Annotated in this window: 13 protein-coding genes; 4 read left to right on the top strand and 9 right to left on the bottom strand. The window is 59.2% G+C overall.

The window, feature by feature from the left end:
• Nucleotides 1-23: 23 nt before the first annotated feature.
• Both RS887_RS10990 and RS887_RS10995 read right to left on the bottom strand, forming a co-directional pair.
• A complete protein-coding gene (locus tag RS887_RS10990; RefSeq protein ID WP_322615402.1) occupies nt 24-1,331 on the bottom strand; it encodes an RHS repeat-associated core domain-containing protein in 1,308 nt (435 codons plus the stop codon).
• A gap of 66 nt (nt 1,332-1,397) precedes the next feature.
• On the bottom strand, nt 1,398-2,744 hold the full coding sequence (locus tag RS887_RS10995; protein WP_322615403.1) for a hypothetical protein: 1,347 nt from the start codon (nt 2,742-2,744) through the stop codon (nt 1,398-1,400).
• Nucleotides 2,745-3,093: 349 nt separating this feature from the next.
• Here RS887_RS10995 and RS887_RS11000 point away from each other — a divergent pair, with 349 nt between their 5' ends.
• Complete coding sequence (locus RS887_RS11000; protein ID WP_322615404.1) at nt 3,094-5,454, top strand: DNA polymerase II; 2,361 nt, start codon at nt 3,094-3,096, stop codon at nt 5,452-5,454.
• On the opposite strand, the gene RS887_RS11005 is transcribed toward RS887_RS11000, so the two are convergent.
• Complete coding sequence (locus RS887_RS11005; protein ID WP_322615405.1) at nt 5,419-5,889, bottom strand: DUF1810 domain-containing protein; 471 nt, start codon at nt 5,887-5,889, stop codon at nt 5,419-5,421. The two genes, RS887_RS11000 and RS887_RS11005, sit on opposite strands and share 36 nt — an antisense overlap.
• A 29-nt stretch (nt 5,890-5,918) precedes the next feature.
• Entirely contained in the window at nt 5,919-6,740 is an 822-nt protein-coding gene (locus RS887_RS11010; RefSeq protein WP_322615406.1) for an aldo/keto reductase, read from the bottom strand.
• A 216-nt stretch (nt 6,741-6,956) separates the two neighbouring features.
• Here RS887_RS11010 and RS887_RS11015 point away from each other — a divergent pair, with 216 nt between their 5' ends.
• On the top strand, nt 6,957-7,742 hold the full coding sequence (locus RS887_RS11015) for a sulfite exporter TauE/SafE family protein (RefSeq protein ID WP_056722471.1): 786 nt from the start codon (nt 6,957-6,959) through the stop codon (nt 7,740-7,742).
• Nucleotides 7,743-7,762: 20 nt separating this feature from the next.
• Here the strand turns inward: RS887_RS11015 and RS887_RS11020 are convergent, their stop codons facing one another.
• Nucleotides 7,763-8,131 carry a VOC family protein gene (locus RS887_RS11020; protein ID WP_322615913.1) on the bottom strand — a complete coding sequence of 123 codons (369 nt, stop codon included), beginning with the start codon at nt 8,129-8,131 and terminating at the stop codon, nt 7,763-7,765.
• Between the two features lie 172 nt (nt 8,132-8,303).
• Here RS887_RS11020 and RS887_RS11025 point away from each other — a divergent pair, with 172 nt between their 5' ends.
• Nucleotides 8,304-8,855 carry a DUF4174 domain-containing protein gene (locus RS887_RS11025; RefSeq protein ID WP_322615407.1) on the top strand — a complete coding sequence of 184 codons (552 nt, stop codon included), beginning with the start codon at nt 8,304-8,306 and terminating at the stop codon, nt 8,853-8,855.
• Between the two features lie 40 nt (nt 8,856-8,895).
• Here the strand turns inward: RS887_RS11025 and ampC are convergent, their stop codons facing one another.
• From ampC to RS887_RS11040, 3 genes are all read right to left on the bottom strand, one after another.
• A complete protein-coding gene (ampC, locus tag RS887_RS11030; protein ID WP_416339964.1) occupies nt 8,896-10,005 on the bottom strand; it encodes a class C beta-lactamase in 1,110 nt (369 codons plus the stop codon).
• A 143-nt stretch (nt 10,006-10,148) separates the two neighbouring features.
• The gene (gene gudD, locus RS887_RS11035; RefSeq protein ID WP_322615409.1) at nt 10,149-11,492 is read right to left on the bottom strand and encodes a glucarate dehydratase; all 1,344 of its coding nucleotides are present in this window, start codon (nt 11,490-11,492) and stop codon (nt 10,149-10,151) included.
• Nucleotides 11,493-11,516: 24 nt separating this feature from the next.
• The gene (locus tag RS887_RS11040; RefSeq protein ID WP_322615410.1) at nt 11,517-12,863 is read right to left on the bottom strand and encodes an MFS transporter; all 1,347 of its coding nucleotides are present in this window, start codon (nt 12,861-12,863) and stop codon (nt 11,517-11,519) included.
• Between the two features lie 280 nt (nt 12,864-13,143).
• On the opposite strand from RS887_RS11040, the gene RS887_RS11045 reads away from it, so the two are divergent.
• Nucleotides 13,144-13,854: a FadR/GntR family transcriptional regulator gene (locus RS887_RS11045; RefSeq protein ID WP_322615411.1), complete on the top strand. Its 711-nt coding sequence runs from the start codon at nt 13,144-13,146 to the stop codon at nt 13,852-13,854.
• Between the two features lie 162 nt (nt 13,855-14,016).
• Here RS887_RS11045 and RS887_RS11050 read toward each other — a convergent pair whose 3' ends face one another.
• Nucleotides 14,017-14,928 carry a DMT family transporter gene (locus RS887_RS11050; protein ID WP_322615412.1) on the bottom strand — a complete coding sequence of 304 codons (912 nt, stop codon included), beginning with the start codon at nt 14,926-14,928 and terminating at the stop codon, nt 14,017-14,019.
• Between the last annotated feature and the right edge of the window lie 94 nt (nt 14,929-15,022).

A 15,022-nucleotide genomic window follows, 5' to 3' on the forward strand; every position in this document is an offset into this window, starting at 1 on the left:
AGTTTTCAGGTTTTCAATGCTGCTTATTGCTGGCGAGGTATGAATGGCTGAAGCATTTCCCTCCAGTGTTCATGAGTCACGTTCGTAGAGCCCGTCAAGACCCCGAAAGGCTTAACGGCGTTATCGTAAGTTGCAACCAAATGACCGGTGCAGCTGAAACAGGCTTCAAATGCTTGCGCAGATTCGATGTTTTGAAGTCGTTGCGTCACGAGCTCAATTGTATTCGGGGCGGTTGATCCTGTTAATGCTTGCTGAATGTAAAGTGCAGCACTGGCCGCTTGAACTTCTGCATGCGCGGCAGGAAGGCCACGGCTTTGAGGCAAGTAATTGCCGCTTTCATTTATATGAAGAAACATACGTTCCTGTATCTGCTCGTGCATAGCTGGTACTTCGTACTGCATTCCGGACAGGTCTTTAACTTCTGACGATGACCCTTGGTAGATTTTTACAGCAAGACTTTTATCTGCTAACCGCGAAATGTATCGTTCCTTCATATATTCTCGCAGTTTACCAAAGTCGGTGACCCTGTAGACTCCACCTGAGGCCAGATGGTCCTTGCCGAGACTGTCATCAGCTGCTCTAAACTGTTCTATACCATGTTTGGTTGCTGTAAGCGTTAAATTTTCTTCCAGGGGGATGTTGAAAAAGTCGGTGAGATAAAGGGTTTTTTCGGATGTTTCACCTGGAATCGAAGCGCCCGCGTGCGCGACAACAACCTTGTTTCTGAATGCTTTTGAAAACCGCGAATCCGGTTCTTCTTGGAGTCGTTTTTTTTGTTTTGCAGTTGAACCTGTTGGCGGATTCTTGCCCGCCGTCATCATTTTGGTAGTTCGATCACCTACCAACTGATTGAGTCTTTCTCCATTAAGCCCAAACCTATCGACAATACTCATCGGATTATTACCCACCATCGCATACAGATTCCACCCGTCCACAGCCCCCGCCGGGTCGGCACTGATCCAGCGTTGCAACCAGGGGGCGTAATAACGCCGTCCATAGTAGTAAAGTCCGCTGTCATCCATCTCCTTGCCCGAATAACGGATGGTTTTATAACTGACTTCCCGCACCGAATCCGCTGTCAGCGAGGCCGTGCCGCCGAAGGGATAATAGACCTCGTGACTGATCAGACGGGCCCTTTGATCGAGTTCGATAAGGCTGGAACCCAGGCTGTCGTCGAGGCAGTAGCGCACCTGGTCGGCATCGATGTCACCCGGCTGACCGCTGAGCCAATGCAGGCAACGTACGTTGCCGATCACGCCCGGCAAGGTGATGACATGCAACTCCTCACCCGTTTCACGGGTGCGTATTTCAAGGCCGGGAAGGTAGCGCACTTCGTGAAAATGGCTGGTCGATGACGTATGGGTTTCGTGGCGTTTATAGACACGTTCGCCTTTGCCTTAGTGATAGCTTTCTTTATCGTCGAGACCTGTCTCGCGCTTGATCAGTGTGACGGAGGCCAGCTCATCACGGCTGTTCCATTGCAACGCCTGGCCCGGTTGCAAGGCCTGGAGATTGCCATGACGGTCAAACAGCTTGGGAAAATCGGGTACAGGGTCTCCCTCTTTCCAGCGCACGCCACGGTTACTGGATGGGTCAATGTACATGTTATGGGTGTAGCCGCCCACCGCACGGCCATGAGTCAACTTGATCAGATTGCCACCCGTGTCGTACTCGTAGGTTTGTGTGTAGTTCAGGACATTGTTGGGGTCGTTCGGCAACGGACGCCCCGGCATGCTGGAGGGCGGAGTGGTGTCATGGCCGGTGGCGCTGACCAACCGGTACAGCGAGTCATAGGTGAATAGACGGGTTCCATCAATGTACTGGTTGGCGAAGAACACCGGATTGAAGGTGTGATCTTCAATGCACAGCACATTACCGACGTTGTCATAGCCATATTCCAGATCTTGCCGCAGGACCTGGCCAGGCACACCGGCATTCATGCGTGTCAACCGACCATCCGCCTGGTCGTAGATCCAGATTTTGCTCACGCCGTTGCCGAGTCGTTGTTCGATGACCTGGCCGTCGGCGTTGTACTGAGCGTCCTTGAGGATGTCCTGAGTGGTATTGCTGGCATTGATTTGCAGCGTTACCTGCCGGAGTTGCCCGGCAATATCATGGCGTGAGTGTTGCTGATGGTTGCCGGCATCCGTCTGGCTCAGCGCCTTGCCGTCTGCACCGTAGCGCCATCCTGTGGTGTAGGCGTGGCCATCGAATAAGGTGCGGGTTTCTTCAAAAGGCAAGGCATGCAGGCTAAAGGAACCGAATGCCATCGAGCCCGAAGGATCGACTTTCCTGATCAACTGACCACGCAGGTTTCGCCCTGGATCCGCATCGGCCTGCCCATAGGTCAAGACCTCGACGTTCGGTTGAGCATTGACGTCAATCGCCAACATGCGCAATTGATTGTCGTAGGTATTTCGCCATTGATTACCGCGTTCATCCCAGCGACAGAGGGCTTCGCCGGCCACTCCGAACAGGCTCAGACGCCAGCCGGAATCGACGCTGTCGACCTTCAGCGCTTGACCGGCCAGCCCATGGACCGTCGTCAGGTTAGGCCTCGAGCCGTACAGGCGTGGATCCCAGTGCTCCACTGCTCTGCCTGCGACGTCATGACGCTGTCGGGTGATGACTGTTTCCAGGGGCGCGCCAGTGCTCTTGCGCAGGCAGGCTACCTGGCGAACCGTCAGGCCGCGGCCTTCATAGGCAGTCACTGATGGGGTGTTCCGGTGTACGGTGAGATCCATATCTCAACCTCCTTCGATGCATTGCATGGGTCATGGCAAAGGTGTTTCTCCAGGCATCGAAGCTATCTACGTACGAGAGGCATGTAACCTGTCATATATGAGTGGTGAGGCGTGGTGGGGCAGTACCTGTCACAGCGCATCCAAACGGTTGCAAAATGGTGTGTAGAATTACGCCTATGTATCAATTTTGAGCTTCTCTAAGTCTCAAAGTTATCTAGATGCGGGAGGCGGGTTACCTGTCATATATTAGAGGTTTGGCGGGGTGGGGCCGTACCTGTCTCAGCGCATCCGCACGGTTGCCCAATGGCGCGTAGAATTGCGCCTCTGTATCAATTTTGAGGTTGCAGTGGTGGATCTACAGCAGGGCTTTGTCCTGACCCGGCATTGGCGCGATACCCCGGCCGGTACGGAAGTCGAGTTCTGGCTGGCGACCGATAGCGGTCCCCGGCGTATCCGCCTGCCGCATCAACCGTCGGTGGCGTTCATCCCTGCCGAGCAGCGTCAGCCAGCCGAAAGCGTTTTGCATGACGAGAAGAACGTCGAACTCAGGCCCCTGGCCCTGCAGGATTTCGAACATCGCCCGGTCCTCGGACTTTACTGCCAGCAACATGGCCAGTTGATCCGCCTGGAAACCGCGCTGCGCCGGGCCGGTGTCGAGGTGTTCGAAGCCGACGTGCGCCCGCCCGAGCGCTACATGATGGAGCGCTTCATCACCGCGCCGGTGCTCTTCAGTGGCACACCGGATGCCGAGGGCCTGCTGCTCGACGCACAGATGAAACCTGATCCCGGCTACCGGCCGAGCCTCAAACTGGTGTCCCTGGATATCGAGACCACGGCCCAGGGCGAGTTGTATTCCATCGCCCTGGAAGGTTGCGGCGAGCGTCAGGTGTACATGCTCGGTCCGCCCAATGGCGACGATAGTCAGGTGGACTTCCAGCTCGAATACTGCGATTCGCGGACCCTGTTGCTGAAAAAACTCAACGAATGGTTTGCCCGGTTCGACCCCGACGCGATCATCGGCTGGAACGTCGTGCAGTTCGACCTGCGGGTGCTTCACGAACACGCCCGGCGCCTGGCGGTGCCGTTGAAACTGGGGCGTGGCGGCGAGGAAATGCAGTGGCGCGAACACGGCAGCGGCAATCACTACTTCGCCTCTGCGGCTGGCCGCCTGATCATCGACGGTATCGAGGCCCTGCGTTCGGCGACCTGGAGTTTCCCCTCGTTCAGCCTGGAAAACGTCGCGCAAACCTTGCTCGGCGAGGGCAAGTCCATCGACAACCCGTACCAGCGCATGGACGAAATCAATCGCATGTTCGCCGAGGACAAACCGGCGCTGGCCAAATACAACCTCAAGGATTGCGAACTGGTCACGCGGATTTTCGCCAGGACCGAGTTGCTGACCTTCCTGCTGGAGCGGGCCAGCGTCACCGGTTTGCCGGCCGATCGCATGGGCGGTTCGGTGGCGGCGTTCACTCACCTGTATATGCCCTTGATGCACCGTCAGGGGTTCGTTGCGCCGAACCTCGGTGGCAAGCCTCCCGAAGCCAGCCCTGGCGGTTTTGTCATGGATTCGCAACCGGGGCTGTACGAATCGGTGTTGGTGCTCGACTACAAAAGCCTTTATCCGTCGATCATCCGAACCTTCCTGATTGACCCCGTGGGGCTGATTGATGGGCTCAAACACCCGGACGATAGCGAGTCGGTGCCGGGTTTTCGTGGTGCACGCTTTTCTCGCACCCGGCATTGCCTGCCATCCATCGTCGCCCGGGTGGCCGAAGGTCGGGAAACCGCCAAGCGCGAACACAACGCACCGCTGTCCCAGGCGCTGAAAATCATCATGAACGCCTTCTACGGCGTGCTCGGCTCCAGCGGTTGTCGCTTCTTCGACACGCGCCTGGCTTCGTCCATCACCTTGCGCGGGCACGAGATCATGCTGCGCACCCGCCAGTTGATCGAGGCCCAGGGGCATGCTGTGATTTACGGCGACACCGATTCGACGTTCGTCTGGCTGCGTCGCGCCCATGGCCAGCAGGAGGCGGCGCAGATCGGCCAGGCGCTGGTGACGCACGTCAATCAGTGGTGGCGCGAGCATGTGCAGCAGGAGTACGGCTTGCAAAGCGTTCTCGAACTGCAGTTCGAAACCCACTACAAGCGTTTCCTGATGCCGACCATCCGCGGCGCCGAAGAAGGCAGTAAAAAGCGCTACGCCGGACTGGTGACCCGTGCCGATGGCAGCGACGAAATGGTCTACAAAGGCCTGGAAACCGTGCGCACCGACTGGTCGCTGCTGGCCCGGCAGTTCCAGCAAGAGCTCTATTCGCTGATCTTCCTGCGCAAGCCCTATCAGGATTATGTGCGTGACTACGTGCGCAAGACCTTGGCCGGTGATTTCGATGACCGGCTGATCTACCGCAAACGCCTGCGCCGCAGCCTCGACGACTATCAGCGTAACGTACCGCCCCATGTGCGCGCGGCGCGCCTGGCCGACGAGTACAACGACCGGCAGGGTCGCCCGCGGCAATACCAGAACGGCGGCTGGATCAGCTACGTGATCACCGTCGCCGGCCCTGAACCGCTGGAAGTGCGCAGCGCGCCCATCGATTACGATCACTACATCACCCGGCAACTGCAACCGGTGGCGGATGCGATACTGCCGTTTGTCGATGACGACTTCTCAACCCTGGTGGGGGGGCAACTGGGCCTGTTTTGAGTCCATCAGCGACAAGGTCCAGTCATCCAGGATGCCGTGGAAGTACTGATTCAAGGCTTGCTGGAAAAGGCTGTCGTCGGCGGCGACCTGGGCAAACAGGGTCATCGAGGAATGAAACTTCAGGTCGTCGGGATGACCGAAAATCCCGGCCACCGAACGCTCCCGGATGTTCAGCACTTCCTGGGTGCAGGTGCGTAGCCGGGCGCCCAGCAACGGATGCTCAAGGTAGGCCAGTGCTTCCTCCTGCGAGCGGATGGCATAGCGGCGCGACATCTCGCTGTCGCCGAGCCCGGCAAACTGCGGAAAGATGAACCACATCCAGTGACTGCGCTTGTGCCCGTTGTTCAGCTCGGTTTGAACCCGGTCGAATACCGGGTCCTGAGCCTGGAGAAAGCGTTGCAGATTGAACGGGTCCAGGTGGTCGGTGCTTCTCATGGTGAAGCTCTCTGACTGACTGCGGTGGTTCAGACCATGGCCAGCCGCTGTTTGCGTTGTGGCGCGTGAAACGCTTGGTCCAGCGCCTCCAGATCCCCGGGTTCAAGCTGCAATCGGGCGGCTTGGGCATTGAGCTGCACATGCTCGGGGCGGACCGCTTTGGGGATGGCGATCACGTCGTCCTGACGCAGAATCCATGCCAGCGCCACTTGTGCTGGCGTCATTTCGTGTCGGGCTGCCACCTGTTTGAGGGTGGCGTTGGCGAGCATTTTTCCACCCTGACCGATCGGGCAATAAGCCATGACCGGCAGCCGCTGCTGCTGGCTCCAGGGTAACAAGTCAAATTCTATGCCACGCTGTTCCAGATTGTAGAGCACCTGATTGGTGGCACAGGCTGGGGCGTCCAGTTCCCGCATGTCATCGAGGTCGAAATTGGACACGCCCCAACGACCGATCTTGCCAGCTTTGCGCAGGCGCTCGAAGGCTTCGACCGTTTCCTCCAGCGGATACTGACCGCGCCAATGCAACAAATACAGATCGATGCAGTCGGTGCCGAGCCTGCGCAGGCTTCGCTCGCACGCTTGGGGAATGCCCTGGCGGCTGGCGTTGTGCGGGTACACCTTGCTGACCAGAAAGACGCTATCGCGCCGGCCGGCGATGGCATCGCGGACCACTTCCTCGGCGCCGCCTTCGGCGTACATTTCAGCGGTGTCGATCAGGGTCATGCCCAGTTCGATGCCCAGGCGCAGTGCCGCTACCTCTTCCTTGTGCCGTGAGCGATCTTCGCCCAACTGCCAGGTCCCCTGGCCGATAACCGGGACCCTGGCGCCAGCCAGTTCAAGCGTGCGCATGCAAACCTCCTGTGTGTGTTCGGTGAATATTGTAGGAGCTGCCGCAGGCTGCGATCTTTGATTTTGATTGTTCAAGATCAAAGATCGCAGCCTGCGGCAGCTCCTACGGGAAATTGAGTTCAGGGCATAAAGATAGATCGCATCGATATAACTGGTTATAAGAAATATCGCTATGCTGCGGACCAGATTTCCCTTGCGATCTTTGTGGAAGTATTCATGGATTTAGTGAACATCGGGTTGGTCGTCGCCGGGCTGGTCGTCGGCTTCATCGTCGGCATGACGGGCGTGGGTGGCGGGTCGCTCATGACGCCGATCCTGCTATGGTTCGGCATCAATCCGGCGACTGCGGTCGGTACCGATCTGCTGTACGCCGCCATCACCAAATCCAGCGGTGTGCTGGTTCACCGAAAGAACAACAACATCGACTGGGCGATTACCGGCTGGCTGACCCTGGGCAGCGTGCCTGCGGTGGCGTTGACCCTGTGGTTTCTCAGCACCCTGCACAGCGCCCCCGAGGCGATGAACGCGATCATCAAGCAGGCCCTCGGTTTTGTGTTGTTCGCCACGGCACTGGCGATCCTGTTCAAGAAGCGCCTGCTCGACTTCGCCCACAAACGTGCGGGCGGCAACTACAACCCCAGCGGATTGCGCCTCAATGTGATGACGGTCATCACCGGGCTGGTCCTCGGCACCATGGTCGCGCTGACGTCCATCGGCGCCGGTGCGCTGGGCACCGTGGCGCTGTTCATTCTCTATCCGATGCTACCAACCCGCCGCCTGGTGGGGACTGAAATCGCTCACGCCGTGCCGCTGACCCTGGTCGCGGGCCTTGGCCACGCCAGCATGGGCAACATGGATTGGCACGTCCTGGGTTACTTGCTGGTGGGGTCGTTGCCGGGGATTTACCTGGGCAGCCACCTGACCGGGCGCATCTCCGACGAACTGCTGCGCCCTTGCCTGGCGACCATGCTGTTGTTGATCGGTTACAAACTGGCGTTCTGATTCAAGCCGCCACGCCAGTTTCATTCGCGGGTGAATATTTCCAGCAGATGCCCGTCCGGGTCATCGAAATACACCCGCCGCCCTCCCGCGTAATCATTGATCTCCCTCAGTCGCTGCTTGCACGGGTCGGCCCACCATGGCTGACCCTTGGCTTGCAGGCGTGCGAAGGCCGCATCGAAATCCTCGTCGCCAATCAGGAATGCGTAGTGCTGTGACGTTATCGGCGGGTCGTTGTCGTAGAAGTCCAGTGACACGCCGTTATCGAATTTGACGATCAGCATCGGCCCGAAGGGCTGCGGGGCGGGCAGGCCAAGGAGGCCAGTCAGGAAATTCGCCGAAACCTGCTTGTCCCGGCACCAGACGATGGTGTGGTTCAACTGGGCGCTCATGGGCAGGTCCTCACGACGGATCAGGCGGGTTGTCATGAGTCTTCAGATTAGCTCAGCCTGTTGCGCTATGACCGCCCTGACCTAAGCTTGGGACATGGCGAAAAACATTTGCGGTACGTCGATCGCCGCAATGCGCAATCATTAGAGCGTGGATATCAAAAAGGAGATGCGCATGCTCATCAGGTCACTGACCCTGGCTACTTTGCTGGCGATTGCCGGCCCCTTGTTCGCCACCGATGGCGACTCACCGCTGGACATGGACAAGGGCAGGGCCCGGCCACTGATTGTCATTGCTCCGAGCACTGTTGATCCGACCTGGGTCAGCCTGAAAAAGTCGCTGGATGAGCCGGCCAATCGCAAGGGATTCACCGACCGCAACCTGGTGCTCTACACCGTGCTCAACCTGATGGGCCAGCGCGACGGCAAAGACCTCGGGTCACAAGACACGGCGGCGCTGATTCGCTCGCTCAAGCTGGGTGTCGGCGCCAGGACCAGGGTCATTCTGGTCGGCAAGGACGGCGAAAAGAAACTTGAACAATCGGACGCCATCAAGCTGGATGAAATCTTCAGCGCCGTCGATCAGTTGCCGGCGGCCGAGAAAGAATTTACCGCGACCGTGGCCGCTCCCGTCGCTGAAGCCGAGCCGCCGGCCAAAGGCACCAAGGCCGGGAAAAACAGCAAACCGGCGAAGCCCGCCAAACCGCCTGAAATGCCGGATGATTGATCCGGCACTGAATGCTGGTGGTGAGCAGACGGATCAGGACCTATTGGGGAAGGGCGCTCAATATCCGATGCGCGATCCTGACCCGCTCTGCATTGGGATAATTCTTGTTGGCCAGAATCACAATGCCGATGTCCTTCGATGGCACGAACGCCACATAAGCCCCGAAGCCGCCGGTTGAACCTGTCTTGTTGATCAGCACGTTCTCCGGCTGCGTTTGTGGCGGATTCAGCCACTGGACTGTATGCGCCTCCATGGCCATCGGTGTGGAGTTGCCTTTCAGCAAACCATCCAGTGTGATCGGGTAGCGATACATCTCCCAAGCCAGTCCCTGGGTCATATTGCCTACGGTGTAGTAACCGCTGTGAGTCAAGGCGATGGCTTGCTGCAATGGCTTTTCCAGAGACGCCGGTTTCATGTTGGCGCCAACATAGGCCAGCAAGTCTGCGGCGCTGGTTTTGACCCCATACGCCTCGGAATCCAGCGCGCCCGGACTGACCCGCACAGGCTTGCCGTCCTTGTTGTAGCCCTGGGCGTATAGCGCCATCTGATCCTGCGGCACATGCACATAGGTGTGCTGCAAGCCGAGTTTCGGCAGCAGGGTTTTCTCCATCAGCTCATCAAACGGCTGGCCCATGCTGTGGGCGGCGAGGTAGCCGAACAGGCCCAGGCTGGGGTTCGAATACAGTCGGTGGCTGCCGGGGGCGTAGAGCGGTTTCCATTGTTTGTAGTAGTCGAGCATCTTGTCGGCCGAATCAGATTCAGCAGGAAATTGCAGCGGCAAGCCACCAGCGCTGTAGGTACCCAGTTGCAGCACGCTGATGTGGTCGAACGCACTGCCGCGCAGGGCTGGCAGGATCTGGCTGGCCTTGTCCGACAGCGACAGCTTGCCCGTGGCCTGGGCGTAAGCGGCGAGGGTGGCGGTGAAGGTTTTGCTGACGGAGCCGATTTCGAACAGGGTGTCTCGCGTGACGGGGGTGCCGGTTTCTTTCGAGGCGACGCCATAGTTGAAGTAATGCGCCTGGCCGTTGACGGTGACCGCCACGGCCATGCCCTGAATACCCTCGGTTTGCATCACCGGTTGTACAGCCGCGTTCACCACCGTCTCGATTTGATCCTGTGCAGCGCACTGGCCCGAGGCGAGCAGTACCATGCAAGCCGCGATCGTTTTCAGCCTGTCCATGTTGGTTTCATCCGTCGTTGATTCAGTTGCGCGCCATTTTAGGGGGTTAAGCGCTATGCTCCGAGCGCTTTTTTAAACCAACCGCCAACAGGCGGCCACGCGCAACTGCCGTTTCAACGCACCAGGCACGGCCGCTTGTTGTCGAACTTCCAGCCGGGAATCAGGAACTGCATCGCCACGCTGTCATCCCGGGCGCCCAGGCCCATGCCTTTGTACAGCTCGTGAGCCTTGGCGACCTGATCCATGTCCAGTTCGACCCCCAGCCCCGGTTTCTGCGGTACCTGCACGCAGCCGTCGACGATTTGCAGCGGGGCCTTGGTCAGACGCTGACCGTCTTGCCAGATCCAGTGAGTGTCAATGGCGGTGATCTCGCCCGGCGCGGCCGCCGCGACATGAGTGAACATCGCCAAGGAAATGTCGAAGTGGTTGTTAGAGTGCGAACCCCAGGTCAGGCCCCATTCGTGGCACATCTGCGCCACGCGCACCGAACCTTGCATGGTCCAGAAGTGCGGGTCGGCCAGGGGAATGTCGACTGACTGCAACTGGATCGCGTGGCCCATCTCCCGCCAGTCGGTGGCGATCATGTTGGTCGCGGTTTTCAGGCCGGTGGCCCGGCGGAATTCCGCCATGACTTCGCGTCCCGAGTAACCGTTTTCCGTCCCGCACGGGTCTTCGGCATAGGCCAGAACGCGATGCTGATCGCGGCACAGGCGGATGGCTTCTTTCAGTGACCAGGCACCATTTGGATCAAGGGTGATACGCGCCTCGGGGAAGCGTTCAGCGAGGGCCGTGACCGCTTCGATTTCGGCATCGCCGCCGAGTACGCCGCCCTTGAGTTTGAAATCCTTGAAGCCGTAACGGGCATGGGCCGCTTCGGCCAGCCGCACCACGGCATCGGCGGTCATGGCTTTTTCGTGACGCACGCGGAACCAGTCGTTGTCGGCGTCTGGCTCGCTGCGGTAGGCGAGGTCCGTTTCGTTACGATCACCGACATAAAACAGATAGCCCAGCATCTTCACTTCATCGCGCTGTTGACCTTCGCCAAGCAGGGCGGCCACCGGCACGTCAAGGTGCTGACCGAGCAGATCGAGCAGTGCGGCTTCCAGGCCGGTGACCGCATGGATGGTGATGCGCAGGTCGAAGGTCTGTAGACCACGGCCACCGGCATCGCGGTCGGCGAAAGTCTGGCGTACCTGATTGAGAATCTTCTGCCAGGTGCCGATCGGGCTGCCGACCACCAGGCTGCGCGCGTCTTCGAGGGTCTGGCGAATGCGCTCGCCCCCCGGCACTTCGCCGACGCCGGTGTGGCCGGCATTGTCCTTGAGGATCACGATATTGCGGGTGAAAAACGGGCCGTGGGCGCCGCTCAGGTTGAGCAGCATGCCATCATGGCCGGCCACCGGAACCACTTGCATGCTGGTGATGACCGGGGCTTTTGCGGTGTCTTGTGCGTTCATTTTGCAGTCCTTGAAAAGCAGAATTCAGGCGTGGTTGGGCGTGGGTTTGCTCAGCGTCACGGCAGGTGCGGATTTCGGTGTGTTACGGGCAGCAAACACGATGATGGCGGCGATGATCGAGGTCGCGGCCAGGCCGTACAGCCCGCCCTGGATGGAGCCGGTGTGCTCTTCGAGCAGGCCGAAGGTGGTCGGCGCAACGAAGCCACCGAGGTTGCCCACCGAGTTGATCAGCGCGATGACGCCAGCGGCGATACGCGCATCCAGGTAGGCCTGGGGAATCGGCCAGAAACACGATGACGCCGATTTGAAACCCAGGGCGGCAAAGCAGATTGCCACGAAAGCGAAGATCGGCCCGCCGGTGGTGGACATGAACATCCCGGCAGCGGCGATCAGCAGGGCAACGGCGACCCAGGCTTGCTGGTGTTTCCATTTGGCCGACAGCGAAGCGAAGGCGTACATGCCGACAATCGACAGCAGCCACGGAATCGAGTTGAACAGTCCGACCTGGATGTCGCTCAGGTCGCCCATTTTCTTGATGATGCTCGGCAGCCAGAAGGTCGCGGCGTAGATGGTCAGCTGGATAAAGAAGTAGATCAGGCAGAACAGGATGATCTGGCGATCTTTGAGTAATTTGCCCAGTGACGGCTTGATCGGCGTAGCGGCTTCGCGGGCCAGCTGTTCGTCGTCGATGGCCTTGACCAGCGCGTCCTGCTCCTCACGGCTCAGCCATTTGGCATCGTGAGGTTTGGAGTCCAGCCAGAACCAGACGAATACGCACAACCCCACCGAGAACATGCCTTCGATGAAATACATCCATTGCCAACCGTGCAGGCCCAGTCCTTCGATTTGCAGGAGCAAACCGGACAGCGGGCCGGAGATCAGCGAGGCGACCGCCGAGCCACTGAGGAAAATGGCAATCGCCTTGCCACGCTCCGCGCCGGGCAACCAGCGGGTGAAGTAGTAGATCACCCCGGGAAAGAACCCGGCTTCGGCCACGCCCAGCAGAAAACGCAGGATGTAGAAGTGGGTTTCGTTCTGGATGAACGCCATGCCCGCGGCGACCAGGCCCCAGGTCAGCATGATGCGGGTCAGCCAGATACGCGCGCCGACTTTTTGCAGAAGGATGTTGGAGGGCACTTCGAACAGCGCATAACCGATGAAGAACAGGCCGGCACCGAGGCCATAGGCGGCAGCGCCAATGCCCAGGTCGTGTTCCATGTGGGCGCGGACGAAGCCGATGTTCACGCGGTCAATGTAATTGACGATGAACATGATGACGAACAGCGGCAAGACGTGACGTTTGACTTTGGCGATGGCGGACTTCAGCACTGAATTGGCGTCGTCGTGCATCCCGGAGATGGATGTATTCACTGCGTTTTCTCCCACTCGTTATTTTTATGCGGGGTAGGGCTGGGTGCTGCGATGTTGCTAGACATCATACAACTAGATTTTTTCTTCGTGCAACCCTGTTTATTCAATGAAATAGCGCCGCGTTGGAGGGTTGTTATTCCATTGGCGGTGCTGGTTTGCCTTTGAAGTCTCTCAATACGGGCTTTGTGTTGAGTGTTGTCATACAAGTTGAGCGAGATTTCTCAGGATTCCCGCCCGGCGCGGTGCTACGATTCGATAGCCCTGATTTCCGGACGCCCTCATGCAAGAAGACCTCGAAGTACCCGCCCGCAAACGCAGCCACAACCTGGCCCATGACCTGGTGGAGAAACTGACCCAGCGCATCCTGCTCGGCCAGATGTTGCCCGGCGACAAGTTGCCATCGGAGAACACCATCGTTCAGGAACACGGGGTCAGTCGTACGGTGGTGCGTGAGGCGATCTCCAAGTTGCAGGCCTCGGGGCTGGTGGAAACCCGGCACGGCATTGGCACCTTTGTGATCGAGCGCGCACCGGAGCAGGGGCTGCGGCTGAATGTCGATACGGCGTTGGGGGTGCGCAGCATCCTGGAGTTGCGCATGGGCCTGGAAACCCAGGCGGCCGCACTGGCGGCGACTCGCCGTACCGATCTGCAACTGGCGCAGATGCGTGAAGCGCTGGATGACTATCAAAACCTGCTGGCCAACAACGACAGTTGTGTCGAAGCGGACCGGCGTTTTCATCTACTGATCGCCGAAGCCACCGGCAACCTGTGCTTCACCGAAATCATGCAGCACCTGGGCAGTGCCATGATCCCGCGCACCCGGGTCAATGCCGCCGAGCGTGGTGCGGTGGACTTGAGCAAGCTCGGCGAGTTGGCCAACCTTGAGCACGAGGCGATCCTCAATGCCATCAAACGCCAGGACCCGGACGCGGCGCGGGCGGCCATGTGGCTGCACCTGACCAACAGTCGCGACCGGTTTTCGCCCAGCTGACTGCTATTTGGGTGTTTTTTTCAGTGACACCCAGTCATCGTTCTTCGCGAGCAAGCCCGCTCCCACAGGGTTTTAGTTTTGCCGCAGTTCTTGAGTACACCTCAGAACCTGTGGGAGCGGGCTTGCTCGCGAAGGCGCCGGCCCAGACAGCAAAAAGCATGATCAGACCCGAGCAACCTGAACAGCGACAGGCCGCCGCTCCAGATTCAACGCCAGCACACTCGCCAACACCACCAACCCGCCAACCACGATCATCAGCGTCGGTCGTTCTCCAAGCGCATAGGACGCAATCACCATTGCCGTCGGCGGCGTCAGATACAGCGTCATCGTCGCCCGACTCAAATCGACATGCGCCAGTACATAGGCCCAGGCCAGGTACGCCAGGGCACTGGGGAAAATCCCCAGGGTGAACACGGCGAACTGCACGTGCAGCGGCGCCGAGGCGATCTGATCCACAAGACCGGGCAGATAGATCAACAACAGCACCGTCCCGGACCACACCGTGTAACACACCAGCGTCAGCCCGTCGTAACGCCCGGTGTGATGTTTTTGCAGGGCAAAGTAGAGGCTCCAGGACACCGCCGCCAGCAGGATCAGCAAGCCGTGGGCATCGAGGCTGCCCAGGCCATGATCGCCCGTCACCACAATCACCACGCCCAACAACCCGAGCAGCACACAGCCCCAGCGCCACAGGCTTACCTGATCCTTGAACACGAAGCGCGCGATCAGCGTGCTGAACAGCGGCGTGGTCTGGGCCAGGACGCTCGAAGCGCCAGCGCTGACACCCTGTTGCCCGAAGTTGATCGCCACGTGGTGCAGGCTCACGGCAAAGAATCCCAGGCCGAACATCAGCGGCAGGTCTCGCAGGCTGGGCAGGCGGATGCCCTTGAAGATCGCGACCACGGCCATGAATACGGAGGCCAGCAGGAAACGCAGGAGCGCCAGGTGCACGGGGTCGTAGGCTTGCAAGCCGATATGAATGCCGGTCGGGGAGTAGCCCCAGCACGCCACGACAAACGCCATGGCCAGGATGATTTTCCAGGGTGAAACGGGGGAGGGTTTGAGCGGCGTCATGGTCGTGCACCTGTTGGCGGATGCACCGAGTATCAGAAAGCGCATCGTTCGCCACAACTGACTTATACTGCGCAAACCGTTCACTTTTGGTGAT

Source organism: Pseudomonas sp. BIC9C, assembly GCF_034541995.1.
Taxonomy (GTDB): domain Bacteria; phylum Pseudomonadota; class Gammaproteobacteria; order Pseudomonadales; family Pseudomonadaceae; genus Aquipseudomonas; species Aquipseudomonas fluorescens_CC.